The following is a 25,278-nucleotide window of genomic DNA, read 5'->3' on the forward strand; positions in this document are numbered from 1 at the left end:
GCTTATACGGGAAGGCGGTTGATGGCGTGGTCGTCGGTCGCCCACAAATACTGCACGGCGTACGCGCGCCACGGCCGCCAGCCCGCGGCGCGCCTTGTGAGCGCGCTGGGGGTGGACGGCAGGCCGAGCCTTCCGGCGGCCCGGCGGATGCCGAGATCGGTCGGCAGGAACGCGTCGGGATCGCCGAGCGCGCGCATCGCGATCACCTCGATCGTCCACGGCCCGAACCCGGGCAGAGAGCCGAGCCGCTGCCGTACCTCGTCCCAGTCGCTGTCCGTGCCGAGCCGGAGCGAGCCGTCGGCGAGTTCCGCGATCAGACCGGTCAGGGTGGCGCGCCGGGTGCGCGGCAGCGCCAGCGCCTCCGGATCGAGCCCGGCCAGTGCCTCCGGGGCCGGGAAGAGATGCGTCAGACCGCCTTCCGGATCGTCGACCGGCACGCCGTGGGCGGTGACCAGCCGGGCGGCGTGCGTCCGTGCGGCGGCGGTGGAGACCTGCTGGCCGAGCACGGCCCGTACCGCGAACTCGGCGGCGTCGACGGTACGGGGCACCCGCCGTCCCGGCGCCTTGTCGACCAGGGGTGCCAGCAGCGGATCGGCGCGCAACTGCTCGTCGACGGCGACCGGATCGGCGTCCAGGTCGAGCATCCTGCGGCAGCTGCTGATGGCGAGTGTGAGATCGCGCGGATCGGTGAGGGAGAGCCGGCAGGCGATGTGGTCGGGGCGCGGTGAGAGCGCGACGATGCCGTGTCCGTACGGCAGGGAGAGCGTGCGCCGGTAGGCACCGTCGCGCCACTCCTCGACGCCGGGAACGGCGGTCGCGACGAGGTGTCCGAAGAGGTTGTCGGGATTGAGCGGCGTACGGAAGGGCAGCCGCAGCGAGATCGCCCCGGGGGTGCCGTGCTGTTCCGGTCCGCGCGCGTTGTGCGCACCCCGCGCGCCCTGTGCCTCACGTGCGGCGGACGGACCGCGTGAGGCGCGCGTGCGCAGCTCGCTCGGCGAGAGCGCGAAGACCTCGCGGACGGTGTCGTTGAAGGCGCGGATGGAGGCGAAACCCGCCGCGAAGGCGACCTCGGCCATCGGCAGCGCGGTCGTCTCGATGAGCACGCGCGCGGTCTGCGCCCGCTGCGCGCGGGCCAGCGCGAGAGGTCCCGCGCCCAGCTCGGCGAGGAGCTGCCGCTCGATCTGGCGGGCGGAGTAGCCCAGCCGCCCGGCCAGACCGGGCACGCCCTCCCGGTCGACGACCCCGTCCTGGATGAGCCGCATGGCACGGGCGACGGTGTCGGCGCGCGCGTTCCACTCGGGTGAACCGGGACTGGTGTCGGGCCTGCACCGCTTGCAGGCCCGGAAACCGGCCTGCTGGCAGGCGGCGGCGCTCGGGTAGAACGTCATGTTCTCGGCCTTGGGCGGTACGGCCGGACAGCTCGGGCGGCAGTAGATCCGGGTGGTCAGCACCGCGGTGAAGAACCAGCCGTCGAAGCGTGCGTCCTTGGACCTGACGGCCCGTACACAGCGCTCGGTATCGGTGTACATGGGTTCAAGCATCCGCCACGGACGACCTCCGGGCTGGCAGGAATACGACATCAGCGTTCCCTGGCCCCCGGTGGGACGGAACCACCTCCCACGCGCACCACCGCAGCGGTGTCAACCCATGGAAGTAGCATCGATAACCGAGGAATGTTAGCGTTGTTCTCGTCAGGTCACGCGTGGCGTTACCCGCCACAACGTCGGACCGACGCCGGAACAAGGAGCAGCACCATGGAACAGGGAGCAGCATCATGACCGAGCCGACCATGCCCCCGGACCGCGCGGCGCGGGTGGCGATCGTCACCGGAGGATCCCGCGGGATCGGCCGGGAGAGCGCCGAGCGGCTGGCCGCCGACGGTTTCGCTGTCGTCGTCGGCCACGCGGGCAACAGCACGGAGGCCGAGACGGCGGTCGCGGCCATCACGGCGGCCGGCGGACGGGCGACGGCGTTCCGTGCCGACGTGGCGGACGAGAGGGCCGTGTCGGCCCTCTTCGACGCCGCGGAGGCGACCTACGGCGGGATCGACGTGGTCGTGCACGCCGCGGGAGTCATGACACTGGCACCGCTGGCCGAGACGGACCTGGACGCCCTGGACCGTATGCACCGCACCAACATCCGGGGGACGTTCGTGGTCGACCAGCAGGCTGCGCGCAGGCTGCGCTCCGGTGGGGCGATCATCAACTTCTCCAGCTCCGTCGTGTCGCTGGCACTCCCCGGTTACAGCGCCTACGCCGCTTCCAAGGGCGCGGTCGAGGCCATGACCCTGATCCTCGCCCGTGAGCTGCGCGGACGGGACATCACCGTCAACGCCGTCGCTCCCGGGCCGACCGCCACCGCGCTGTTCCTGGACGGCAAGGACGAGCAGACCGTCGCGAGGATGGCCGGCCAGGCACCGCTGGAGCGCCTCGGCACCCCGCGGGACATGGCCGAGGTCGTCGCCTTCCTCGCCGGTCCCGCCCGCTGGGTCAACGGGCAGGTCCTGCGCGCCAACGGCGGCATCGTCTGACCTGCCCGGCTCCGTCGAGCCCGCCGGCTTCTTCCCGCATCCGCTTCCCGAGTCCGCTTCCCACGTCTGCGCGAGCGGAGCGCACCCAGGGGAGTGACGATGGAGGAGTGCCGGACCTTCGAAAGGAGCGCTCCCGTGTCCCACGCCCTGCCTCCCGTCCTGTCCGATCCGCTGACCAACCGCGGCACCGCGTTCACCGAGGAGGAGCGCGAGAGACTCGATCTGGTGGGACGGCTGCCCGACGCGGTCCTGTCCCTGGACGATCAGCTCCGGCGCGCGTACGAGCAGCTTCAGCGCCAGCCCGACGCCCTGGCCAAGAATGTGTATCTGGAGCAGCTGCACGACCGTAACGAGGTTCTGTACTACCGGGTGCTGGCCGATCATCTCGCCGAGCTGCTGCCGATCGTCTACGACCCGACGGTCGGCGACGCGATCAAGCGCTACAGCCACGAGTTCCGCCGCCCGCGCGGGGTGTATCTCTCCATCGACCACCCGCAGGACATCCGGGCCGCCCTCGCACACCAGGGGCTGGGATCCGACGAGGTGGACATGCTCGTGGTCACCGACGCGCAGGAGATCCTCGGCATCGGCGACTGGGGCGTCAACGGCGTGCAGATCTCGGTGGGCAAGCTCGCCGTCTACACCGCGGCGGCCGGTCTGCATCCCGACCGCTGCATCCCCGTCGTACTGGACGTGGGCACGGACAACGAGACCCTCCTCAACGATCCGCTCTATCTCGGCGTACGGCGCAGCCGCGCCCGGGGAAAGCCCTACGACGACTTCGTCGCCGCCTATCTGGCGACGGCGGCCGATCTCTTCCCGCACGCGCTGCTGCACTTCGAGGACTTCGGTCCCGGCAACGCCCGGCGCATCCTGGAGCAGAACGCCGACCGGTACCGGATCTTCAACGACGATCTCCAGGGCACCGGCGCGATCACTCTCGCAGCCGTCTTCTCCGCCCTCAAGGTCGCCGGGACGGCGTTCCGCGACCAGCGGGTGGTGGTCTTCGGGGCCGGCACCGCGGGGGTGGGAATCGCCGACCAACTGGTGGCGGCGATGGTCAGGGACGGTCTGGAGCCGGCCGAGGCGGCACGGCGGGTGTGGCTGGTGGACAAGCAGGGGCTGCTCACCGACGACATGGACGGTCTGCGGGACTACCAGCGCGACTACGCGCGCCCGGCCGCCGAGGTGCGCGGCCGGGGCGGTACCGGTCGGACCGATCTGCTGACCACGGTGCGCCGGGCGCGGCCCACCATCCTGATCGGCACCTCCACCGCCCCGGGCACCTTCACCGAGGAGGTGGTGAGCGCGATGGCCGCGCACGCCGAGCGGCCGATCGTCTTCCCGCTCTCCAATCCCACCGAGCGGATCGAGGCCATGCCCGCCGACATCCTCGCCTGGAGTGACGGCAAAGCGCTGACCGCCGCGGGCATCCCGGTCGATCCCGTCGAGCTGAACGGTGTCCGGCATGTCATCGGCCAGGCCAACAACGCCCTGCTCTACCCGGGGCTGGGGCTGGGCACCATCGTCTCCCGGGCCCGCCGGGTGACCCCCGGCATGCTGCTGGCCGCCGCCGAGGCGGTCGCGGGCCAGGCACGGGTCGGCGCTCCCGGCGCGTCGCTGCTGCCGCCGGTGTCGGACCTGCGCGCGTCCTCGGCCACCGTCGCCGTCGCGGTCGCACGCGCCGCGATCGCGGAGGGCGTCGCGGAGAACGCCCCGGAGGATCTGGTGCAGGCCGTGCAGGACGCGATGTGGCAGCCGCGGTACGGGCCCGTTCCCGGCCCCCCCGACCGTCCCGGCCATTCCGGCCATTCGCGCGAAGGGAGCGCGCGATGAGCGGGGCCCCGCCGGTGGTACGGGACCTGCCGATCGGGATCGACGCCCGCGGCACCCGTACCGAGCGCGACTCACTGGGCACGGTCGAGGTGCCCGCCGACCGGTACTGGGGCGCGCAGACCCAGCGCTCGCTGATCCACTTCTCGATCGGCGACGACCGGATGCCCAAGGCCGTCTATCACGCCTACGGCCGCGTCAAAAAGGCCGCCGCCCTGGTCAACGGCCGCGACGGCCGGCTGCCCCGCTGGCAGAGCGAGCTGATCGCCAGAGTCGCCGACGAGGTGATCTCCGGTGCTCTCGACGGGCACTTCCCGCTCTATGTCTGGCAGACCGGCTCCGGCACCCAGAGCAACATGAATGTCAACGAGGTGATCAGCAACCGGGCGATCCAGCTCGTCGGCGGCACTCTCGGCTCACGTACACCGGTCCATCCCAATGATCATGTCAACATGGGCCAGTCCTCCAACGACACCTTCCCCACCGCGATGCATCTCGCCACCGTGCGCGCCCTGCACGACGACGTACTGCCCTCCCTGGCCGCGCTCACCCAGGCCATCGAGGACAAGGCCGTCCGCTGGCGTGATGTCGTCAAGGTCGGCCGCACACATCTCCAGGACGCGGTCCCGCTCACCGTCGGCCAGGAGTGGTCCGGTTACGCCGCCCAGCTCGCGGACGCCCATGAGCGGGTCCGCGCCACTGTGCCCGCGCTGTACGAGCTGGCGATCGGCGGGACGGCGGTCGGCACCGGCCTCAACACGCCCGAGAACTTCGGCGCCGCGGTCGCCGCCGAACTGGCCCGCCAGACCGGTCATCCCTTCACGGTGGCGGCCAACCACTTCGCCGCCCAGGGCGGACTGGACGCGATGGCCGCCGCCTCCGCTGGACTGCGCGCGGTCGCCGTACCGCTGATGAAGATCGCCAACGATCTGCGCTGGCTGGCCTCCGGCCCGCGCTGCGGACTCGGTGAACTCGCCCTGCCCGCCAATGAGCCCGGCAGCTCGATCATGCCCGGCAAGGTCAATCCGACCCAGTGCGAGGCCATGGTCATGGTCTGTATCCAGGTCCTCGGCGAGGACAGCGCCGTCGCGCTCGCCGCCGCCCAGGGCAACTTCGAGCTCAACGCGATGCGTCCGGTCATCATCAGCGATGTGCTCCACTGCGCCCGGATCCTCGCCGACGCGAGCGAGAAGCTGCGGGTCTACTGCGTGGAAGGCACCGAGCTGCACCGCGACCGTATCGACGAGGACGTCTCGCGCTCGCTCATGCTCGTCACCGCCCTCTCCCCCGAGATCGGCTACGACCGGGCCGGCGAGATCGCCCACCGGGCTGCCGAGGAGGGCTGCACTCTGCGCGAAGCCGCTCTCGCCACCGGCTATCTCAGCGCGGAGGCGTACGACCGGATCATCGATCCCCGTGCGATGGCCGGACTCGCCGACCGAACCGCCTGAACCGCCCTGACCGACCGACTGAACCGACCGAACCGCCAGAGCTGCCCGAACTCCCCGGCTCCGGGGCCGGCGTCCGGACCCGGCATCGGTCCCCGGTCACCTGAACGGGTGTCACTCGCCGTCGGCCCGTGTCGCCGTACGACCGCGCCGACGGGCGCGTGGACGATGCAGGAATGCCATCCTCCACTCACGCGGCCGGGTTTCTGCTGCGTGCCGCCGCTTCCGCCGGTGACCCGCCACAGCTGCTGCCGGCCCGCGAGCAGATGGCCTTCACTCTCGGCTTCCACATCATCCTGGTGCCGTTCGGGGTGGCGCTCACCGCCCTGATGCTCATCGCCAACTACCGCGGTCTGCGCCACGGCGACGAGCAGGCGCTGCTGCTCGCCCAGCGCTGGTCGAAGGTCGCCGCGGTCCTGGTCGCCGTGGGGGCGATCACCGGTACCGTACTGAGCTTCGAACTCGGCATCCTGTGGCCGGGACTGATGGGCGGATACGGCGCCGCCTTCGGTTTCCCGTTCGCGATCGAAGGCATCTTCTTCTTCCTGGAAGCGATCTTCGTCTCGATCTATATCTACGGCTGGAAGCGGCTGCCGCCCTGGGCGCACTTCTGGACGGGCGTACCGGTGGTGCTGGCGAGCATGGGAGGCACCGCCTCCGTGGTGGCCGCGAACAGCTGGATGAACCAGCCGGGCGGTATCACCCTGTGCGACGGCCATGTGGTGGAGGTCCGGCCGGCCGAGGTGTTCTTCAACGGCGCCTTCTGGTTCGAGACGGTGCACATGCTGCTGGCCGCCTATGTCGTCGCCGGATTCACGGTGGCCGGCGTCTACGCGGCCGGCATGCTCCGAGGACGCCGCGACCACTACCACAGGACCGGCTTCCTCATCGGATTCGTCGTGGCCGCCGTCGTCCTGCCCGTACAGATCTACGTCGGTGACGTCGTCGCGCGCCAGGTCTTCCACAGCGAGCCCGCGAAGTTCGCCGCACTGGAACTGCTGCCCGACACCAGCACCCACGTCCCCGAGACACTGGGCGGCGTACTGATCGACGGCAAGGTGCGCTACGGACTCAGAATTCCCGACGTGGCCTCACTGCTCGCCGGATTCAGTCCGTCCACGCGGATCCGCGGACTCGACGCGATCGCGCCCGCGGTCCGTCCCGACGACGCCACGGTGAGCGTGGTCCATCTCGCGTTCGACATCATGGTGGGCACGGCCACCGCCCTGCTCGCCCTGGTCGTCTGGTTCGCCTGGCTGTGGTGGCGCCGGCGGCAGGTCCCGGCGAACCGCTGGTTCCTGGGCTGCGCCGCCCTCAGCGGGGTGGTCGCCGTGGTGTGCCTGGAGAGCGGCTGGGTGGTCACCGAGGTGGGACGGCAGCCGTGGACCGTGGTCGGTCTGCTGCTCACCAGGGACGCCGTGGCGACCCAGGGCAATCTCTGGCCGTTCTTCTCCGCCGTACTGGCCATCTACTGCGCTGTGGGCACCGGCGCGGTGCTGATCCTGCGGTCCCTGACACGACGATGGAGAGCCGGCGGGGACGAGGGGGAGGACGAGGGACTCGATGTTCCCTACGGTCCCAACCGGCCGCTGACCGACGCGCACACGGAAGAAGGCCGGCAGACATGAGTGACACCGTCGGGGTCATGGGCAGCAGCGTCCCGGTCCTGGGCGACACCGTCTCGGTCCTGCTGTTCATCGGCGTCATCGCCTACGCGCTCTTCGGCGGAGCCGACTTCGGCGCCGGCTTCTGGGATCTGACCGCCGGCGGGGCGGAGCGCGGCAGCGGGCCCCGCCGTCTCGTCGACGCGTCGATCGGCCCTGTCTGGGAGGCCAATCACATCTGGCTGATCTACTGCCTCGTCATGCTGTGGAGCGCCTTCCCCGCCGCGTTCACGGCCATCACCACGACGCTGTACATCCCGCTGGGGATCGCCGCGCTGGGGATCGTTCTGCGAGGCGCGGGGTTCGCCTTCCGCAAGACGTCGATGCGCACGCCCGAACAGCGCATCTACGGCGCGGCGTTCGCGCTGTCCTCGGTGCTCACCCCGTACTGCTTCGGCACTGTGGCGGGCGCCGTGGCGTCCGGCCGGGTGCCCACCGAGGGCAGGGGCGATCCGCTGGGGAGCTGGAACAACCCGACATCCGTCCTCGGCGGAATTCTGGCCGTGTCGGTGTGCGCCTACCTCGCCTCGGTGTTCCTGACCGCCTCGGCACGGCAGAACCGGAGTCCGCGGCTCGAACGGTGGTTCCGCCGCCGCGCGCTGCTCGCGGGAGTCGTCACCGGTCTGGTCGGCCTGGCCGGGATCTTCCTCCTCCGGGCCGACTCGCCGCGTCTGTTCCACCAGTTGAGCCACCGGGGACTGCCCCTGCTCATCATCTCGGCGCTCAGCGGGCTGATCAGTCTCCTGCTGCTCCGGCGCGAGACGCCTCACGCCCCGCGCGTGCTGGCCGCCCTGGCCGTGGCGACGGTCGTATGCGGCTGGGGCGTGGCCCAGTACCCGTATCTGCTGGGCACTCATCTCGGCATCGCCGAGGCGGCGGCGCCGGCGCCCACGCTCTGGGTGCTCACCGGTGTGGCCTGCGCCGCCGGGCTGCTCGTCGCTCCGTCGCTGGCCCTCCTCTACATCCTCCAGAACCGGGGGAGACTGGAGTCACGGACCTGAGGCGGGCCCGGGGCGGCTGGAGTCACAGACCCGGGGCGGCTGGAGTCACAGACCTGAGGCAGGCCGGAGGCGGGGTTGAGGCGGGCCCGGGGCGGGGCGGTCAGGGGCTCACCGCCACTCCGTACGGGCTGTTGCCGACCGTGACGGTCGCGGTGACCTTCATCGTCGTACGGTCGATGACCGAGAGGGTGCCCGCTCCCTGGTCCGTGACATAGACCGTGGCGGAGGTGACGGCGAGCTGGAACGGATCGGTTCCGGGCGGGCCCACATGGACCGTCCCCGTGACCCGACGGCTGCCGGTGTCGATCACCGAGACATCGCCTGGACCGAGAACGGCGACGTAGACCTTCTTCCCGTCGGGTGCGGAGGTCACGCCGAAGACACCCTCGCCGACCGGCACGGTGGCCGCGATCTCACCGGTGCCGGTCGAGAGGACCGAGACACGGGCCGTCACCTCGTTGGCCACGTAGACCGATCCGCCGTCCGGGGTGACGGCGACGCCCACGGGCGAGCTGCCCGCCGGAAGCGTCCGGACGGCCCGGTTGGTGCGGGTGTCGATGACCGACACGCTGTCCGACCCGGAGTTGGCGACATAGGCGGACCTGCCGTCATGGCTGACGGCCACACCGACCGGTGACACACCGACCGGGACGGTGGCGGTCACCCGGTCGGTACGGGTGTCGAGCACCGAGACACTGTTCGAGACGCCGTTGGTGACATAGAGGGATCCGCCGTCCGGGCTCAGCGCGACGGCGCCGGGGCTCCTGCCGACCGCGACGGCCTTGACGATCTTGTTCGTCCGTGTGTCGAGGACCGAGACCTTGGCCGACTCGCTGTTGGCGACATAGGCGTGCCTGCCGTCCGGGGTGACGGCGATGCCTTCGGGCCCCGTACCGGCGGGCACGGTGGCCACCACCTTGTGGGTGCCGGCGTCGATCACGGAGACCGTGTTGTCGAGCTGGTTGGTCACATAGACACGGCCGGCGGACCGCCGCGCGCTCGCGGAGGGCGCGGCGACCGGATCCTGCCGCGCGGATCCGGCCGGGGTGCAGGACACCAGCACCGGCGTGCAGGACATCAGCAGCAGAGCGGCGACCATCGCCGGTACGGGCAGCGGGGGAAGCGCCGGGCGTACGGGCGGCGCCGGACGGAGCGCGTTCCTCCGGTACCGGTCGGCGGTGCCGGCGCGGGCTCGGGTCTGTCCTGGGGAACGCATCGTGCCTCCTGCGCGCGTCGGGGGATCCGCCCTGTCAGGACAGGAGTCCACGGGCGTAGTGGTCCTGGGTGTCGCGCACACCGGGGAGCGCGAAGAAGTAGCCGCCGCCGCGCGGGCTGATGTACGGCACCAGCGCCTCGCCCTCCAGCCGGGTCTGCATGGCGACATAGGTGTCGAGTTCACGCTGGAAGCAGCAGAACGCGTGTCCCAGGTCGAGTCCGCCGCGTACGTCGGGGCTGCGGTCGTAGTCGTAGCTGCGGCGCAGAATGGCGCTGGTGGACGCGGTCTCCGGAGTCTGGGGATTGGCCAGCCGGACATGGCTGTCCAGCGGAGTGATCAGGCCCTGGGGGTCGTTGGTGTAGATGGGGTCGAGCTGGTCGGACGCGTCCGGGTCCTCGGCGTACATGGGCGCGCCGCTGACCTTGCGGCGGCCGAAGATCCGCTCCTGTTCCTCAAGGGGCACCTCCTGCCACTTCTCAAGGCGGAAGTGGACGATGCGCAGCACCTGATAGGTCCCGCCCGCCGCCCAGTCCGGCTCGCCGGTGTGCGGGTGGACCCAGACCTCCTGATCGAGCTGTGCCGTGTCGCCGAGGTCCGGGTTGGCGATGCCGTCCTTGAAGCCGAACCAGTCCCGGGGCACACCGACGGGCCGTGGCGGATTGCGCGTACCGTTGATCCGCCAGCGCTGCCTCATCGCGCCGCTCGTGTGGAACAGGATGTCGAGCAGCGCGTACACCGTGGTGTCACGGTTCCTGGCACAGATCTGTACGAGCAGGTCGCCCTGGGACAGCGCGGGATCGAGATCGTCGTGGGCGAAGGCCTTCATGGTGACGAGCTGGACCGGCTTGCGCGGCCCCAGTCCGAAGCGGTCGTCGAAGAGGCTCGCGCCGAGGGCGACGGTGACGGTGAGCTCGCCCGGCAGGACCTTGGGCCCCAGGACGCCGGTGTCGGACGGCGGTCTGTCCGGTGGTGTCCGCGGAGGTGTGCCGCCGGCGGTGAGGAAACGGGCCCGCGCGGTCAGCGTGCGGAACAGATCCGTGAGTGCCTTGCGGTCGGACGCGGTCACGTCGAACGCGACGAAGGTCGCGTCCCGCTGCGGGAGCGTGACGATGCCTGCCTGGTGGCGGCCGTGGAAGGGAATCGCCTCGGTGTCGTCGGCGGCCGGGGCGCCCGGCGCGCTGGCGTGGGCCCCACCGCCGGCGTCCAGCAGGCTCACTCCCGCCGCTCCGGCGAGTCCGGTGGCGACCGTGCCCTGGAGAAACGTACGCCGCGCGAAGAGACCCGCCGGACAGCCGTCGCCGTCCGACCCCTCCCCGTCCGCGTCCTCGCCCTTCGGGTCCGCGTCCTTGGGGCCGGGCGGTCTCTGCTCGCTCATGCGGCGTATGCCCTCTTTCGTCACGCTCTCTGCGCCGAAAGTACCCGCACCACCCGCCACTCGCCATCCGTGCGCGGGCAGCGGCCCGGCGGCCCGGCCTCGCGGCAGGCGCCCGACGCCGACACCAGGAACGCCGCTCGGCCGCCCGTACCTCCTCGCGCCCCCTCGCACCCTCGGCGTCAGCGGACGTCGCGGCTCCGCGGCGAGCCGCGTGAGGCGCGGGGCGCGCGCCTGACGCCCCACGCCCCGCGCCTGAAGAGGGCTGTGGGCAGGGCGCGGCGAGGACGGCCGCGAGGGGTCCGTCAGTGGAGCTGCCCGGCGAACGCCGCGTACGCCCGCTCGTCGAAGAGCACGAATCTGACCTCGGTGACCGCCGTCTCCGTGTTCCTCACGGTCTCCACGGCGATGCGGGCGGCGTCCTCCATCGGCCACCCGTAGGCGCCGGTGGAGATGGCGGGGAACGCGACCGTCCGCGCGCCGAGTTCATCGGCCACGCGGAGGGACTCCCGGTAGCAGGAAGCGAGAAGCGTGTGATCGCCGCCGGTGGAGACCTCGTACACCGGGCCCACCGTATGGATCACCCATCGGGCGTCGAGGCGGCCGGCCGTGGTGGCCACGGCCTGGCCGGTGGGGAGGCCGCGGCCGTACCGCGCGGCGCGCAGGGCGCGGCACTCGGCCAGGATCTCCGGGCCGCCGTTGCGGTGGATCGCGCCGTCGACACCGCCTCCGCCGAGCAGCGAGGAGTTCGCCGCGTTGACGATGGCGTCCACGCTCTGATCGGTGATGCTTCCCCGTACCAGCGTCAGCGGTGCGGTGGTCATATCGGCAGCCTCCCCCGGCCTAGTCGCCCGGCCCGCAGGTCCTCCTCGGGCTCCCGCAGCCGCCGCCAGACCGCCTTCGCCGCGTTGTGTCCGGACATGCCGTGCACACCGGGGCCCGGCGGGGTCGCGGAGGAGCAGATGAAGACGGCGGGGTGCGCGGTGGTGTACGGGGAGAGGGAGATCTTGGGGCGCAGCAGCAGCTGGAGCCCCGAGACCGCGCCGCAGGCGATGTCGCCGCCGACATAGTTGGGGTTACGGGCGGCCAGCTCGGGCGGACCGGCGGTGGCACGGGCCAGGACACGGTCGCGGAATCCGGGTGCGAAGCGCTCCAGCTGCCGCTCCACGGCGTCGGTGAGATCGCCCTGCCAGCCGTTGGGGACATGGCCGTACGCCCAGAAGACATGCTTGCCCTCGGGCGCGCGGGACGGGTCCACCAGACTGGGCTGGGCGGTGATCAGGAACGGTGTCACGGGCGGCTGCCCGCCCGCGACCTGGCGCAGCGCCGCGCCGATCTCCCCGCTGGTGGGGCCGATCTGTACGGTCCCGGCCCGGCGTGGCTCCTCGGCCGTCCAGGGCACCGGACCGTCCAGCGCGTAGTCGATCTTGAATACGCTCGCCCCGTAGCGGTAGCCGTCGTACACACGGCCCAGACCCGCGATACGGGCCAGGGCGGTCGGCGAGGTGTCGAAGACATAGGCGCGGGCGGGCGGCAGCTCGTCCAGCCGCTTGACCTCGTATCCGGTGTGGACCGAACCGCCCAGATCCTTGAGATACGCGGCGAGCGCGTCGGAGATCGACTGCGAGCCGCCGCGCGGCAACGGCCAGCCGCCCGCGTGCGCGGCGAGCGCGAAGAGCAGCCCGACGGCGCCGGTGGCGAGCCCGCTCAGCGGGGCTATGACATGGGCGACGAGCCCGGCGAACAGGGCACGTGCCTTCTCGTCCTGGAAGCGGCGCGTCAGCCATGTCGAGGGCGGCAGCCCGGCCAGTCCGAACCGGGCCAGGGTGACGGGATCGCGCGGCAGCGCCGTCGACGGCAGGGACATGAAGTCCCGGGCGAGCGTGTCCCATCTGCCGAGGAAGGGCGCGACCAGGCGGCGGTACGCGCCCGCGTCACGGGGGCCGAAGGACGCGGCCGTCTCGGCGACCGAGTGGGACAGCACCGCCGCCGTGCCGTCGTCGAAGGGATGCGCCATCGGCAGCTCGGGATGCAGCCACTCCAGTCCGTACCGGCCGAGAGGCATCGTCCCGAAGACCGGCGAACCGATGCCCAGCGGGTGCACGGCCGAGCAGGGGTCGTGCCGGAAGCCGGGCAGCGTCAGCTCTTCGGTCCTGGCGCCCCCGCCCACGGTGTCCCCGGCCTCGAACACGGCCACCGAGAAGCCCCGCCTGGCCAGCTCGACCGCGGCGGTCAGCCCGTTGGGTCCCGCTCCCACGACAACGGCATCGAGCATCGACGTCACCTTCGGACTCCTTCATGGCCGATGGCAAGAAACTCCAGGATATTCCCGGGCACCGACAGCCCGAGGGCGGGTACTGTCCGCGACGATGAACGCCCCACCCGTTGAGATCCGGGGGCCCCGGTGGGTGCCGCCGGCCCCGGTGAGTGGGGTCCCTGGGTGAACGGCGGGGCCTGGCTGCCGGTGGACGGCGTCGCGGTGGACCGGATCCTGCGTGATCCGGCCCGTGTGGAGCGGATCTGGAGCAGTGCCGCGAGGGCCGGTTCGGGGTGGGTACGCAACCGGGCCATCGGCTCGGGGGCCGGAACGCCGGTGATGCGGCCACTCGTGGTCCGGCCGTCCACGACCAGGCTGCCCGTGGCCGGACCGCCGATGTCCGGGCGCCCGGACCGGCGGTGGTCCTGCTGCACATGATCCGGGCGCACGCTGCCCGTGGCCGGACCGCCGACGTCCCAGCGCCCACGGCCGGACCGGCGGTGGTCCTGCTGCACATGGTCCTGCCGCACATGGTCCGGGCGTCCATGGTGTGGCCACCCGTGGCCGGACAACCAGGGGTCCGGCCGGCGCCGAGGCCCGATGGGCTCGCCGCCTCACCCCCTCACGCCCCCGTCAGCAGCCGCTCCCGTATCCGCCGCGCCGTGGCCTCGTCGCGGGCCGCGGTGAAGGGCAGCGCGTTCCCGCCCGTGATACGGAACGGCTCGCCCGTGAGCGTCCGCTGCGCCCCGCCCGCCTCCGTCACCAGCAACAGGCCCGCCGCGTGGTCCCAGGCCAGTTCCCAGTTGAAGGCCACCGCGTCGAGCGCGCCCCGCGCCACACCCAGGTACTCGAGCCCGGCCGAGCCGCACGCGCGGGCGTCGATGCCCTCGGTACGCAGTCCCAGGAGGGCATGCTTCTGGGCGTCCGTGGTGTAGTCCGGATGGGACATCGCGACTGTCAGCACCGCGCCGGGCTCGGGCGCGCCGGAACGCAGCGGAACGCCGTCGAGCCAGGCGCCCCGGCCCCGTACGGCGATCGCCATCTCGTCCAGCGCCGCCGCGTAGGTCCAGGACGCCAGCACCTCACCGCCCTGCGCGAGCGCGACGAGCGTGCAGAAACCGGGCTCGCCGTGGACGAACTGCCGGGTGCCGTCGACCGGATCGACGATCCATACGGGTTTCTCCCCGGCCAGCGCGTCGTACACCGCCGGATCCGCGTGGACCGCCTCCTCGCCCACCACCACCGAGCCGGGCAGCAGCGCGGTGAGGGCGGCGGTGAGGTGTTCCTCCGCGCGCCGGTCGGCGACCGTCACCAGATCGTGCGGGCCGCTCTTCTCGGCGATCTCGTGCGCGGCGAGCTGCCGGAAGCGCGGCATGATCTCGGCGGCGGCTGCGGCGCGTACCGCCTCCTCGACGGCGGACACACGGAGCCCATGAGGCATCTCCCGGGCTGTCCGCCCGTCCGCCGTCTCCCGCTCCCTCAGGTGAACCGTTCCGTACACAGCGTCATCGATCATGCCCACCAGCCAATCACGCCCCTGTGACACTCCGGAGGGCAGCCCGCGTGACGGCTCGGGGGACTCTCCGTGACGGCCCGGGGGACTCTCGGCGTCCTTCGTGGGACTCTCAGCGTCCTACGGCATAACCCTGCATGCCACGAGGGTTCGCCGCGGCCGACAGCACACCCGTCTCCGGATCCCTGGCGACCGCGCACAGCCGCCCTTCGGACCATGCCGCACCGACGGTCACCTCATGGCCGCGCCGGCGCAGCTCCTCGATGACGTCCGGGTCCATGCCCTTCTCCACGGTCACACTGCCGGGCCGCATCCCGCGCGGGTAGAAGGAGCCGGGAAAGCTGTCGTTGTGCCAGTTGGGAGCGTCGATCGCGCCCTGGAGGTCGAGCCCGCCCCGGACCGGTGCCCGCAGGGCGAGCGCGAGGAAGAAGTGGAACTGCCACTGGTCCTGCTGGTCGCCGCCGGGCGTGCCGAAGGCCAGCACCGGCACGCCCTCGCGCAGCGCGATCGACGGCGTGAGGGTGGTACGGGGCCGGCGGCCCGGCGTCAGCGAGTTCGGCAGCCCGGGATCCAGCCAGGCCATCTGGAGCCGGGTGCCGAGCGGAAAGCCCAGTTCCGGGACGACCGGGTTGGACTGGAGCCAGCCGCCGCTCGGTGTGGCGGCGATCATGTTGCCCCACCGGTCGACGATGTCGAGATGGCAGGTGTCGCCACGCGTGGCACCGTCCCTGGCGACGGTCGGCTCGCCGACCGTCGGCTCCCCCGCGCCCGCGGCCGGAAGGCCCAGCGGGTCGAAGCCGGGCTCGCCCGTGGAGACGCCCGTGGAGACGGCGGTGGCATGGGCGCTGAGGACCGGTTCGCGTCCCTCCGGGGTGCCGGGGCGCAGCTCGTACGAGGCACGCTCACCGATCAGCGCGCGGCGGACGGTGTTGTACGGCTCGGAGAGCAGGGCGGCCAGCGGTGCCTCGGCGGCGTCGCCGTACCAGGCCTCCCTGTCGGCCATGGCGAGTTTGCAGCCCTCGATGAGCTGATGAACGTACTCCGCCGAGCCGTACGCGGGCAGGTCGGCCGCGCGGGAGGGCAGCAGCGCCAACTGCTGGAGGAAGGCGGGCCCCTGACTCCAGGCGCCCGCCTTGCACAGGGTCCAGCCTTCCCACTCGTAGGTGGCGGGCGCCTCGTACACGGCCGACCAGCCGGCCAGATCCGCCGACGTCAGGGTGCCGGTGTGGTGCGTACCGCTGGTGTCCATGGTGGGCGTGGCGGACTGGCGCAGCAGCGCCTGGGCGATGAAGCCCTCGCGCCAGACCGTACGGGCGGCCTCGATCTGGGCCACCCGGTCCTCGCCGACCGACTCGGCCTCGGAGATCAGCCGCCGCCAGGTCGCGGCGAGCACAGGATTACGGAACAGCTCCCCCGGCACCGGTGCCTTGCCGCCGGGAAGATAGACATCGGCGGAGGATGTCCACTCGGTCTCGAAGAGTTCACGGACCGACTCGACGGTCTCACCGATCCGCTCGACGGGCGCGTGGCCGTCCTCGGCGTATCCGATGGCGTAACGCAGCACCTGCGCCAGGGACTTGGTGCCATGGTCACGCAGCAGCACCATCCACGCGTCGAAGGCGCCGGGCACGGCGGCGGCCAACGGACCGGTACCGGGGACCAGTCCGAGCCCGAGGGAACGGTAGTGCCCGATGCTCGCACCCGCGGGCGCCGGCCCCTGCCCACAGAGCACCCGGACCTCGCCGCCGGCGGGCGCGAGAATGATCGGCACCTCACCACCGGGCCCGTTGAGATGCGGCTCGACGACATGCAGCACGAAACCGGCGGCGACGGCGGCGTCAAAGGCGTTGCCCCCGTCCTCCAGCACGGCCATCGCGGACTGCGAGGCGAGCCAGTGAGTGGAGGACACCATCCCAAAGGTCCCCTGAAGGGTGGGCCGGGTCGTGAACATACGTACGCCACCTCACTGTTGAACCAAACCACCCACACCAACCACCACACACGAGCCCTCCGGGGTGACCCCGCGGAGTACACACCGGGACTCCCCCCATCCGACCACCAAGAAGCGTATCCTCCAAGGCCCCTTCCACGACCACGGCTACGCCGCTATGGCAGGCACCCGCCTGGTGGCAAGCCCGCCGTGCGGGACCTGCTCCATCTTGGTCGCCCTGCCCGACTTCGAGCGCGCACGACAGAAAACCGAACGCGTCGGTGGCTGGGCCGAACCCGTCCATCTGACCGGCCGGAGCACCACCGTCGACAACACAAGGGAGGTGCTGCGCTCCTACACCTCCTCGGACGAGCCCGTGAGCAGCCTGCTCACTACTTGTGGCAACCGCCGCTCCTCTCCGTTGTCGGCCTGCTCCCGTCTCTACGCCGCCGACACCTACCGCCTCATCCGCGCCGGCCAGTTCGACGGCAAGAACGCCCCCGACACCGTCCGCACCACCCCAGTGCCCTCGCCACCCTCACCGCCCTTTCCTGCGACCCTGTACACAACCGCCCCACAACGCCTAGCGGCGACATCCAGGCCTGCCGCTACGGCACCCTGCGGAGGTCCGACTCAGTACGCCGCTGAACCCCGCGATATACGACGCGGGCACGGTCTTGTTCAACGCCCATACCTCCGCCCTGTGGGCGCGCTTCACCATCTACCTGCGCTATGAGATCGCCGCACAGCTCGGTCTGACGCAGAAGGACACCCGCACGGTTCTGCGGGTGTCCTTCGCCGAGATCGCCGAGTACCAGAAGCGTGGTCTGGTCCACTTCCACGCCGTGATCCGACTCGACGGCCGGACGGCACCAGCCAGCCCCCGCCGCCGTACGCCACCGTCGCCATTCTCACCAACGCCGTACGCGCCGCCGCCGTACAGGTCCGCGTCACGGTCGAGTCAGATGCGGTCGGGGAACGCGAACTCACCTGGGGCGAACAGCTCGACGTACGCGAGATCGCCGCCTTCGGCGCTGACGCCGAATTCACCGATCAGGCCGTGGCCGCCTACGTGGCGAAGTACGCCACCAAGTCCGCCCCACGAATCCGGCGCCCTCGACCGCACCCTGTTCTGCCGCCCCTGCCAGGGCCGCGGCGCCACCCTCCTGCCCCACGGGACCCCGCTCCCGTGCACCGCCTGCGACGGCACCAGACAGGCCCGCCTGCTGCCCCGGCTCGCCGTCACCCGGCACGTGAGACGAATGATCCGCGCCTGCTGGGAGCTTGGCAATCTGCCGGAGTTCGCCGAACTCAAGCTCCGAAGCGGGCGCACATGCTCGGCTTGCGGAGCCACTTCTCCACCAAATCCCGCAGCTACTCCATCACCCTCGGCGCGCTCCGCGGCGCCCGCCGCACCTGGCGCACCAAACAGGCCCGCGCCCACTCCGACCTGCCCGAGCCGGACCCGACAACCACCCTCGTCGTCAGCCGGCCACTGGAACTACCAGGGCTCGGGCTACAGCTCCGGCGCGGAACTCCTCGTTGCCGCCCTCCGGCACCGCAGAGGCTTGGAACGGTAGTTCGCGGCAGAAGAGGGCACTGATGACCACAGGCTTCCGAGGGCGCACCACTCGGGAATCGGCGCGTGGCATCGGAGTCACGGCCACCGTCCACGCACACATCCGGCTCCGTCTCCAGCGCGACGCCATCCGTCACCTCGGCAAAACGCCCTGCGCGGACCCAGCACCACCGCAGCCCGGCCCGACGACGGCAACGAACCAGCCGTTCTGCAGCACCCGTCCGCTGACGTTGCCGTCAAGCACACGATATGCCCCGCCGGAAACACTCTCCGGTGGGGCATATCAGATCGGAAAATAAAACCTGCTCTCGCGCATCCCTCGCAGCCCAATATGGAGGTATTTCCATCCACCGCCAGAGCAGGTCGCTATTCGAGCGGCGGGACAAGCACAATTAGGGCTTCTGGGATCTCCACAGCCTCCAAATAGATACGCACGCGCGAAGCCCCTGGCGACAATCCGACCGTCACAAGGTTGTCCCCGGAGACGTCACGAACTCTGAGTCGACCGTGCTCGAACGTCAAAGTTCCGTCAAAGAACTCTGAAAGTCCGTCTGGCTCCATCTCGCCTTCCTGTACTTCGATCGAAACAAGGCCATCCATCGCGTGAACAACCCCGACAGTTACAGACCTGGTCGGGTCAGGATCCGCAAGTTCATCAGATGGGCCAAACTCTGCACTCAGAGGCCTGTCAGCATCTTCGACGAAGACAATACCGTTGGAGGCAGCAAACCGCAGGGCTGCGAGTTTTTCATTCATCGTTACTCCTCAGGGCCGAAAGGTTCGCGGGACATACGGGACCCCACTATTAGCTGGCATATGACCTACCAGCCCACCCTGCCGACTGGAACAGGCCATGCAGTGAGGATACAGTCGCTGCGGCGCTCCGGGCAGAACGAACCTGGACACCGGCTGGTGATCCGGCGTCCAATGCGGGCGCCCAGGGGAAGTGGTCCCGCAGCTGTGACAGCCAAACCAATCCCCGATTCGATCGATTTCAGCAATTTCAGATTTCGTAAAGCGCTGTGACTGAGAACGTGCAGGTATTGACTCGACTGCGTAGGGCCCCGGCTTAAGACGTCGTTTCTTATGGCTGACGCTCGCGCCGTTGACCGACTGCGCGGATGTCAGTGCGGTATGGGAGCCTCCCGGGCATGACTTACGACCTTGCTGTCTGGGAAGGCGAGGGACCAGCGGATGACAAGACCGCCGGCCTGATCTTCAGCGATCTGTACGACCGCTACATCGATGGGGAGGTGGAGGAGCCTCCCTCCGAACGCATTGCGGCCTACGTCGCTGCGTTGCTTGAGCGGTGGTGCGACATCACCGAGGACGACGAGGACACCTCGCCCTGGTCCACTGGTCCGTTGATCGACGAGGCAAGCGGTCCGCTGATCTACTTCGCCATGCGGTGGAGCATGGCTGAAGACGCATCGGCCTACGCGGCGGCCGTCGCGCAGTCCATGGGACTGATCTGCTTCGACGTTCAGCAGGACCAGCTCAGGCCGTGAGCGCAGTAACCAATCGGCGGTAGCCGATGAGGGTTGCGGCTATGCCGACGAAGGCGAGGAAACCAACGGTGATCAAGGTCACAGAGCGGAGCTTTATGCCCTTAATCACAGATTAATATCAAGTGAATAATAAGAATGCGCTCGACGGGTACGCGGAGTCGGTTTCCGCGGTTTATCGCCGACCGGAAATCGTGGCGGTTTGTGTGCGCAGGGCGCCGTGGCGGGTGGTGAGCCAGATCAGCAGTGCCACGGCGGACAGGGCGGCTCCGGTGGCGCAGACGGCCGGCCAGCCGCCCGTCGACCAGAGCAGCGCGGCGGCGAAGGAGCCGATGGAGCCTCCGACGAAGTTGCCCGCGATGTACGCCGTGTTGAGGCGGCTGCGCGCGGCGGCGGAGATCTGGAAGATCCTCGACTGGTTGAGGATGTTCTGGCCCTGGACGCCGATGTCGAGCAGCACGATGCCGACCACCACGAAGACGAGTACATGGCCGCCGAACCCCGCGACGACCCAGGCGACGGCCACGAGCAGCCAGGCCAGCCCCGTGCCGGCGACCGACCGGCCGCGGTCGTGCACCCGTCCCGCGCCCTGCGCCGCGACGGCACCGACCAGGCCCGCGATACCGAAGAGGCCGATCGCCCAGATGGGATAGCGGTAGGGAGGATCGCTCAGCAGAAAGGTGAGCGCCGTCCAGAACATCGTGAACAGGCCGAACCCGGTCGCGCCGAGCACCATGGTGACTTGCAGCTTCCGCTCATGCGCGATCAGCGAGAAGACCGATCGCAGCACCGCGCCGTAGGAGATCACCGCCGTCTTGGGCTTCAGCCGGGGGATCGAGCGGCGCAGCAGGAACGCGAGGACGAGCACGACGCCCGCGGCGATCAGGAACACCGCGCGCCAGCTGATGGCATCGGCGATCAGTCCGCTGAAGATCCGGGCGACCAGGATGCCGGAGAGCAGACCGCTGACGACGATGCCCACGATTCTTCCCCGGGACGCGTCGTCGGCGAGATCGCCCGCGAGCGGGGTGAGGATCTGTCCCGACACCGTCGTCACCCCGACGGCGACCATCGCCAGGGCCAGTGTGATGATCTCGGGCGCGACCGCACAGGCCACCAGGGCGCCGGCCGAGAGGACCATCATCAGAGGAATCAGCCGACGACGGTCACGGAAGTCGCCGAGCGGAACGATGAACAGGATGCCGAGCGCGTAGCCGATCTGTGTCGCCGTGATCAGCAGGCCGACGACGCTCTCGCCGACCCGCAGATCTCCCGCGATGACATCCAGCAACGGCTGCGCGTAGTAGAGGTTGGCCACGGCGCCGCCCGCCGCGATCGCGAAGAGCACGGTCAGGGCACGTGTCATACGGGGCTGGGGCCCCAGGGCCTCGGGGCTGGCCACATCACGCGCGGTCACTGGGGCCTCCCATCGGTGGCGCCTCCTGTCGGTGGCGCGGTTCCTTGCCGACCACATGCCGTCACTCACCACGCTAGAAGAAGGCGCCCCGGACAGGGAGGGCGAACCACACCCACTCTTGGCAGGTGTAAACAGCCGCCACACGGATATCGGCCCGTCGTCACCGTGCCACAGGTGCGCTGACCCGCACGGGATCCTGTGACGGTCACGCGACAGCCAGATGGGCAGTGTGTCTTCCAGATGGGCAGTGTGTCTTCGCCCAGCAGTACGATTTGCACTGTTCACGCCCAGTGGTGGAGGTTCCGGTGCACGGTGAGTACAAGGTCCCCGGCGGCAAGCTCGTCGTGGTCGATCTCGACACGCGGGACGGACTGCTGCGCCATGTCCGGGTCGCCGGGGACTTCTTCCTGGAGCCCGACGAGGCGATCGACGCGATCGACCGCGCCCTGGAGGGCGCTCCCGCCGACACCGACGCCGCCGGTCTCGCCGCGCGTGTCGAGGCCGCGCTGCCCGCCGGGACGGTGATGTACGGGCTCACCGCCGAGGGCATCGCCGTCGCCGTACGGCGCGCGCTGGCCCATGCCACCGACTGGACCGACTACGACTGGCAGCTCATCCATGACGCGCCCCAGTCACCGGCGCTCCACATGGCGCTCGACGAGGTGATCACCACCGAGGTCGCGGCCGGTCTCCGGCCGCCGACGCTGCGGGTCTGGGAGTGGGCGGCGCCCGCGGTGGTGATCGGCAGCTTCCAGTCCTTGCGGAACGAGGTCGACGCCGAGGGCGCCGAACGCCATGGCGTCACGGTGGTCCGCCGTATCTCCGGCGGCGGCGCCATGTTCATCGAGCCGGGCAACACCATCACGTACTCGCTCTCCGTCCCGGACTCGCTGGTCAAGGGGCTCACCTTCGCCGACAGTTATGCCTATCTGGACGACTGGGTGCTGGGGGCGCTCGGCGACATGGGCATCAAGGCGTGGTACCAGCCTCTCAACGACATCGCGACCGAGAGCGGCAAGGTCGCGGGGGCCGCCCAGAAGCGCGTGGTGAGCGGCACGGGCGCCGTACTGCACCATGTGACCATGGCGTACGACATCGACGCCGACAAGATGGTCGAGGTCATCCGCATCGGCCGCGAGAAGCTCTCCGACAAGGGCACGCGCAGCGCGAACAAGCGGGTCGACCCATTGCGGCGCCAGACGGGACTGCCGCGCGAGGCGGTCATCGAGCGGATGATCGACTCCTTCCGCGGCCGCTACGGGCTGACGGCCGGCACAGTCACGGACGAGGAGATGGCACGGGCGCGCGAGCTGGCGAGGACAAAGTTCAGCACGCCGGAGTGGACGGCCCGGGTGCCGTAGCCCAGGACGGCGTGAGCCTTTCCCGCGTGAGCCTTTCCCGCGAGCCTTTCCGCGGCCATGGCGGGCGCGGCGGACACGGGAGCGGCTGCCGACGGGAACGGCTTCGGACGGCAGTTGAGGGATACGGCCATCAGCTCCGGCCGGCGGCCGGGCCGTTCCCGGTCACCGGGTCGGTGAGACGGGCCGCACCGAGGAGTACAGCAACTGCCCTTTGCCGAGCGGCTGTTCCTTGACCGCGCCTCCCCACAGCAGCAGTCCGTGCCGCCGCTCCCAGCGAGCCGCCACACAGGCCCGTACCAGCCACTCGGCGGACAGTGGCAGCGGGTACAGGGCCGCCCACGGGGACCAGAAGAGGGCCGCGATCAGCGACGGCACGAGGAACAGGAGAAAGGACGACCGGTCGACGAGATGGTGGCGCACCGTGTCGTCGCCGGGCAGAACCGCTTCGGGATCGTTCAGCGGCACCGCCGTCTCGAAGGTCCGCACCTCGCTGATGTGCGGGATCCGGGAAGCCCCGAGCAGCCCCCCGAGTGCGCAGGCGCCGAGCAGGAAGAGGAAGACCCAGCGCCCATGGCTGTCCTCCGTCGCCGGAATTCCGCGCACGCCGAAGGCCACCGCCGCGCTGACGGCAGAAGCGCACACCGCCATCGTGACGCCCATCAGCTGATGGTGGATGTATCTGACCATCGGATCCCCCGCCCCTGGCCGTGACGCGGAAGGTCACCCCACCCCGACACGGTCCGTCCCGCACCACAACCGCCGGCCCGGGCCCGGTGTGCCGTGCCGGTCCCACGCGGGTCGGCCGCGCCGTGTGTCACACCTCCGCCCCGGACGCCGCCCACCGTAGTTCGAGGCCGCCCGGCCCAACCACCCCCCGCCCTGAACGGCCGGTGAATGCAGAGAGATCCGCTTGAGACCGGCGGATCAGCCGGGCCACCCCCGGGCCACCCCGTCGAATCCTCAGGCCGCCGCCGTCCGCCGGCCCGGCGCCATCAGAGCCACGTACAGCACCAGCGAGGCCACCAGCCCCACCGCCCAGCCGTAGTCCGCGAGCGGCTTCAGGAACGGGATCAGCCCGTCCTCCGGGAACGGGCCCTTCCCCGGCGCCGAGTGGGAGCCGCCCACGGCCAGCACACCACCGACGGCGAAGGCCACCACCGCCCTGACGTTCCAGCCGTTCGTGTACCAGTAGCGCCCGCCCGGGCGGTAGAGGTCGGCGAGGTCGAGCACCGTGCGCCGGACGATCCAGTAGTCGGCGATCAGGATGCCCGCGACCGTACCGAGCAGCCCGCCCACCAGCCCCAGCCAGGTGAAGATGTACAGCTCGGGTGTGGCCGTCAGCTTCCACGGCATGATGAGGACCCCGACCACACCCGTGATCAGCGCGCCCGTACGGAAGTTGATCAGTTTCGGCAGGAGATGGGCGAGGTCGTACGCGGGCGAGACCACGTTGGCCGCGATGTTCACGGAGATCGTCGCGATCAGCACGGTCACCAGCGCGAAGAGCAGTCCGAAGACATTGTCGGTCTTCGCAGCCAGTTCGACCGGGTCCCAGACGGCCACGTCGTACACCGCCTGCGAGCCCGAGGTGACCAGGACGGACAGCAGCGCGAAGAGAGTCATGGTGGTGGGAAGACCGAGCGACTGTCCCCGGATCTGGGCCCGTTGGCCCGCGCCGAAGCGTGTGAAGTCCGGGATGTTCAGCGAGAGTGTGGACCAGAAGGCGATCATTCCCATCAGCGACGGGAAGAAGACCGGCCAGAAGTCCGCGCCCCAGCCCAGCTCGGACGGCTGGTCGAGCAGCGGGCCGAGGCCGCCCGCCTTGACGGTGATCCAGACGAGCAGCACCAGCGCGCCGACGATCACGAAGGGCGCCGCCCAGTTCTCGAAGCGCCGCAGGGTGTCCATCCCCCGGTGGATGATGGCGAGTTCGAGCGCCCAGAAGAGGATGAAGCAGAGCCACAGTGTCCAGGGCTGACCGCCGATCCTCGACGCGTCCGCCCAGCCGCCGAAGATCTTGCCGAGCAGTACGAAGATGCCCTGGCCGCCGATCCAGGTCTGGATGCCGAACCAGGCACAGGCGACGGCCGCCCTGATCAGCGCGGGCAGATTGGCGCCGCGCAGCCCGAAGGAGGCACGGGCGAGAACGGGAAAGGGAATGCCGTACTTGGGTCCCGCGTGCCCGGTCAGCAGCATCGGGAACAGCACGATCAGATTGGCCAGCGCGATCGTGAGGACCGCCTGCTTCCAGTCCATGCCCAGGGTGACAAGACCCGAGGCCAGCAGCCACGACGGGATGTTGTGCGCCATACCGACCCAGAGCGCGGCGAAGTTGTACGTGGTCCAGCGGCGCCGGGCGACCGGGACGGGCNNCGCCCGGCGGCAGCTCGACACGGCCTTGAGGATCGGCCGGGGCAGCGGCTATCGGTTCTCCGGGCGACGGGGACGAAGGCGGGGGCGGAGCGGTCGAGGTCATGGCGGCGGGACCCTTCGTTCGAGAGCGGGTGTCGGGGATGTCGAACGAGGCCGTGCGGGCGAGCGGGGAGTCTGCCCGGCCCCGGGGCCCGGCCTCCGGCCGGTCCGGAGGACGGTCCGGACCGGGGGCGGCCCGGCCCGGGGCCCGGGCGGTCCGGGGAACGAGGCCGGGGCCGG

Annotated in this window: 19 protein-coding genes and 2 pseudogenes; 10 read left to right on the forward strand and 11 right to left on the reverse strand. The window is 70.5% G+C overall.

The window, feature by feature from the left end; all coding sequences use genetic code 11:
• Nucleotides 1-2 precede the first annotated feature (2 nt).
• On the reverse strand, nt 3-1,529 hold the full coding sequence (locus BFF77_RS01745) for an AlkA N-terminal domain-containing protein (RefSeq protein WP_066943045.1): 1,527 nt from the start codon (nt 1,527-1,529) through the stop codon (nt 3-5).
• A gap of 245 nt (nt 1,530-1,774) precedes the next feature.
• On the opposite strand from BFF77_RS01745, the gene BFF77_RS01750 reads away from it, so the two are divergent.
• The 5 genes from BFF77_RS01750 to BFF77_RS01770 all read left to right on the forward strand — a co-directional run bounded on the left by BFF77_RS01750 (nt 1,775) and on the right by BFF77_RS01770 (nt 8,476).
• Complete coding sequence (locus BFF77_RS01750) at nt 1,775-2,530, forward strand: SDR family oxidoreductase (protein WP_066943047.1); 756 nt, start codon at nt 1,775-1,777, stop codon at nt 2,528-2,530.
• 99 nt (nt 2,531-2,629) lie between these two features.
• The gene (locus BFF77_RS01755) at nt 2,630-4,366 is read left to right on the forward strand and encodes an NAD-dependent malic enzyme (RefSeq protein WP_066943080.1); all 1,737 of its coding nucleotides are present in this window, start codon (nt 2,630-2,632) and stop codon (nt 4,364-4,366) included.
• Nucleotides 4,363-5,814 carry a class II fumarate hydratase gene (gene fumC, locus BFF77_RS01760; RefSeq protein ID WP_066943049.1) on the forward strand — a complete coding sequence of 484 codons (1,452 nt, stop codon included), beginning with the start codon at nt 4,363-4,365 and terminating at the stop codon, nt 5,812-5,814. Before BFF77_RS01755 ends, fumC begins: the two co-directional genes overlap by 4 nt.
• 173 nt (nt 5,815-5,987) lie before the next feature.
• Entirely contained in the window at nt 5,988-7,439 is a 1,452-nt protein-coding gene (locus BFF77_RS01765) for a cytochrome ubiquinol oxidase subunit I (RefSeq protein ID WP_066943051.1), read from the forward strand.
• Nucleotides 7,436-8,476 (forward strand): cytochrome d ubiquinol oxidase subunit II, encoded by a 1,041-nt coding sequence (locus tag BFF77_RS01770; RefSeq protein ID WP_245703055.1) that lies wholly within the window; start codon nt 7,436-7,438, stop codon nt 8,474-8,476. Before BFF77_RS01765 ends, BFF77_RS01770 begins: the two co-directional genes overlap by 4 nt.
• 100 nt (nt 8,477-8,576) lie before the next feature.
• Here the strand turns inward: BFF77_RS01770 and BFF77_RS01775 are convergent, their stop codons facing one another.
• The 4 genes from BFF77_RS01775 to BFF77_RS01790 all read right to left on the reverse strand — a co-directional run bounded on the left by BFF77_RS01775 (nt 8,577) and on the right by BFF77_RS01790 (nt 13,348).
• Nucleotides 8,577-9,692, reverse strand: a complete 1,116-nt coding sequence (locus BFF77_RS01775; RefSeq protein ID WP_066943054.1) for a YVTN family beta-propeller repeat protein — start codon at nt 9,690-9,692, stop codon at nt 8,577-8,579.
• A gap of 34 nt (nt 9,693-9,726) precedes the next feature.
• Entirely contained in the window at nt 9,727-11,067 is a 1,341-nt protein-coding gene (locus BFF77_RS01780; RefSeq protein WP_066943056.1) for a Dyp-type peroxidase, read from the reverse strand.
• A gap of 302 nt (nt 11,068-11,369) precedes the next feature.
• Complete coding sequence (locus BFF77_RS01785; protein ID WP_066943058.1) at nt 11,370-11,888, reverse strand: O-acetyl-ADP-ribose deacetylase; 519 nt, start codon at nt 11,886-11,888, stop codon at nt 11,370-11,372.
• Nucleotides 11,885-13,348: a phytoene desaturase family protein gene (locus BFF77_RS01790; RefSeq protein ID WP_066943060.1), complete on the reverse strand. Its 1,464-nt coding sequence runs from the start codon at nt 13,346-13,348 to the stop codon at nt 11,885-11,887. The genes BFF77_RS01785 and BFF77_RS01790 overlap by 4 nt, the downstream gene beginning before the upstream one ends.
• 111 nt (nt 13,349-13,459) lie before the next feature.
• Here BFF77_RS01790 and BFF77_RS32700 point away from each other — a divergent pair.
• Nucleotides 13,460-13,644 (forward strand): annotated as a pseudogene (locus BFF77_RS32700) (DNA polymerase subunit beta); the annotation flags it as partial.
• A 299-nt stretch (nt 13,645-13,943) separates the two neighbouring features.
• Here the strand turns inward: BFF77_RS32700 and BFF77_RS01800 are convergent.
• Complete coding sequence (locus BFF77_RS01800; RefSeq protein ID WP_066943084.1) at nt 13,944-14,762, reverse strand: inositol monophosphatase family protein; 819 nt, start codon at nt 14,760-14,762, stop codon at nt 13,944-13,946.
• A gap of 184 nt (nt 14,763-14,946) precedes the next feature.
• Nucleotides 14,947-16,785: a gamma-glutamyltransferase family protein gene (locus tag BFF77_RS01805; protein WP_066943064.1), complete on the reverse strand. Its 1,839-nt coding sequence runs from the start codon at nt 16,783-16,785 to the stop codon at nt 14,947-14,949.
• Nucleotides 16,786-16,942: 157 nt separating this feature from the next.
• Between BFF77_RS01805 and BFF77_RS37840 the strand changes: the two genes are divergently transcribed.
• Nucleotides 16,943-17,500 carry a replication initiator gene (locus tag BFF77_RS37840; protein WP_342671200.1) on the forward strand — a complete coding sequence of 186 codons (558 nt, stop codon included), beginning with the start codon at nt 16,943-16,945 and terminating at the stop codon, nt 17,498-17,500.
• Nucleotides 17,442-18,367 (forward strand): annotated as a pseudogene (locus BFF77_RS38030) (replication initiator). The gene BFF77_RS37840 and the pseudogene BFF77_RS38030 overlap by 59 nt, the downstream one beginning before the upstream one ends.
• A gap of 342 nt (nt 18,368-18,709) precedes the next feature.
• Here the strand turns inward: BFF77_RS38030 and BFF77_RS35020 are convergent.
• Nucleotides 18,710-19,099 carry a hypothetical protein gene (locus tag BFF77_RS35020; protein WP_141698328.1) on the reverse strand — a complete coding sequence of 130 codons (390 nt, stop codon included), beginning with the start codon at nt 19,097-19,099 and terminating at the stop codon, nt 18,710-18,712.
• A gap of 395 nt (nt 19,100-19,494) precedes the next feature.
• Between BFF77_RS35020 and BFF77_RS01815 the strand changes: the two genes are divergently transcribed.
• A complete protein-coding gene (locus BFF77_RS01815) occupies nt 19,495-19,851 on the forward strand; it encodes a hypothetical protein (protein WP_066943068.1) in 357 nt (118 codons plus the stop codon).
• Nucleotides 19,852-20,023: 172 nt separating this feature from the next.
• On the opposite strand, the gene BFF77_RS01820 is transcribed toward BFF77_RS01815, so the two are convergent.
• Nucleotides 20,024-21,265, reverse strand: coding sequence for an MFS transporter (locus tag BFF77_RS01820; RefSeq protein ID WP_211280131.1), 1,242 nt, complete (start codon nt 21,263-21,265; stop codon nt 20,024-20,026).
• A gap of 305 nt (nt 21,266-21,570) precedes the next feature.
• Between BFF77_RS01820 and lplAB the strand changes: the two genes are divergently transcribed.
• Nucleotides 21,571-22,626, forward strand: a complete 1,056-nt coding sequence (gene lplAB, locus BFF77_RS01825; protein WP_066943070.1) for a lipoate-protein ligase LplAB — start codon at nt 21,571-21,573, stop codon at nt 22,624-22,626.
• A 162-nt stretch (nt 22,627-22,788) separates the two neighbouring features.
• Here lplAB and BFF77_RS01830 read toward each other — a convergent pair whose 3' ends face one another.
• Both BFF77_RS01830 and BFF77_RS01835 read right to left on the reverse strand, forming a co-directional pair.
• A complete protein-coding gene (locus BFF77_RS01830; protein WP_141698329.1) occupies nt 22,789-23,286 on the reverse strand; it encodes a hypothetical protein in 498 nt (165 codons plus the stop codon).
• Between the two features lie 300 nt (nt 23,287-23,586).
• Nucleotides 23,587-24,997, reverse strand: a 1,411-nt coding sequence (locus tag BFF77_RS01835; protein WP_245703066.1) for an NCS1 family nucleobase:cation symporter-1, incomplete at its 5' end; no start/stop codon positions are given.
• Between the last annotated feature and the right edge of the window lie 281 nt (nt 24,998-25,278).

This window comes from Streptomyces lushanensis (assembly GCF_001700515.1).
GTDB classification, from domain to species: Bacteria; Actinomycetota; Actinomycetes; order Streptomycetales; family Streptomycetaceae; genus Streptomyces; species Streptomyces lushanensis.

Excerpts from the sequence above, each read along its gene's own strand:
- BFF77_RS01745 (WP_066943045.1), bottom strand. The coding sequence starts at position 1,529 with ATGTACACCGATACCGAGCGCTGTGTACGGGCCGTCAGGTCCAAGGAC.
- BFF77_RS01750 (WP_066943047.1), top strand. The coding sequence starts at position 1,775 with ATGACCGAGCCGACCATGCCCCCGGACCGCGCGGCGCGGGTGGCGATC.
- BFF77_RS01755 (WP_066943080.1), top strand. The coding sequence starts at position 2,630 with ATGGAGGAGTGCCGGACCTTCGAAAGGAGCGCTCCCGTGTCCCACGCC.
- fumC (WP_066943049.1), top strand. The coding sequence starts at position 4,363 with ATGAGCGGGGCCCCGCCGGTGGTACGGGACCTGCCGATCGGGATCGAC.
- BFF77_RS01765 (WP_066943051.1), top strand. The coding sequence starts at position 5,988 with ATGCCATCCTCCACTCACGCGGCCGGGTTTCTGCTGCGTGCCGCCGCT.
- BFF77_RS01770 (WP_245703055.1), top strand. The coding sequence starts at position 7,436 with ATGAGTGACACCGTCGGGGTCATGGGCAGCAGCGTCCCGGTCCTGGGC.
- BFF77_RS01775 (WP_066943054.1), bottom strand. The coding sequence starts at position 9,692 with ATGCGTTCCCCAGGACAGACCCGAGCCCGCGCCGGCACCGCCGACCGG.
- BFF77_RS01780 (WP_066943056.1), bottom strand. The coding sequence starts at position 11,067 with ATGAGCGAGCAGAGACCGCCCGGCCCCAAGGACGCGGACCCGAAGGGC.
- BFF77_RS01785 (WP_066943058.1), bottom strand. The coding sequence starts at position 11,888 with ATGACCACCGCACCGCTGACGCTGGTACGGGGAAGCATCACCGATCAG.
- BFF77_RS01800 (WP_066943084.1), bottom strand. The coding sequence starts at position 14,762 with ATGCCTCATGGGCTCCGTGTGTCCGCCGTCGAGGAGGCGGTACGCGCC.
- BFF77_RS01805 (WP_066943064.1), bottom strand. The coding sequence starts at position 16,785 with ATGTTCACGACCCGGCCCACCCTTCAGGGGACCTTTGGGATGGTGTCC.
- BFF77_RS37840 (WP_342671200.1), top strand. The coding sequence starts at position 16,943 with ATGGCAGGCACCCGCCTGGTGGCAAGCCCGCCGTGCGGGACCTGCTCC.
- BFF77_RS35020 (WP_141698328.1), bottom strand. The coding sequence starts at position 19,099 with ATGAATGAAAAACTCGCAGCCCTGCGGTTTGCTGCCTCCAACGGTATT.
- BFF77_RS01815 (WP_066943068.1), top strand. The coding sequence starts at position 19,495 with ATGACTTACGACCTTGCTGTCTGGGAAGGCGAGGGACCAGCGGATGAC.
- BFF77_RS01830 (WP_141698329.1), bottom strand. The coding sequence starts at position 23,286 with ATGGGCGTCACGATGGCGGTGTGCGCTTCTGCCGTCAGCGCGGCGGTG.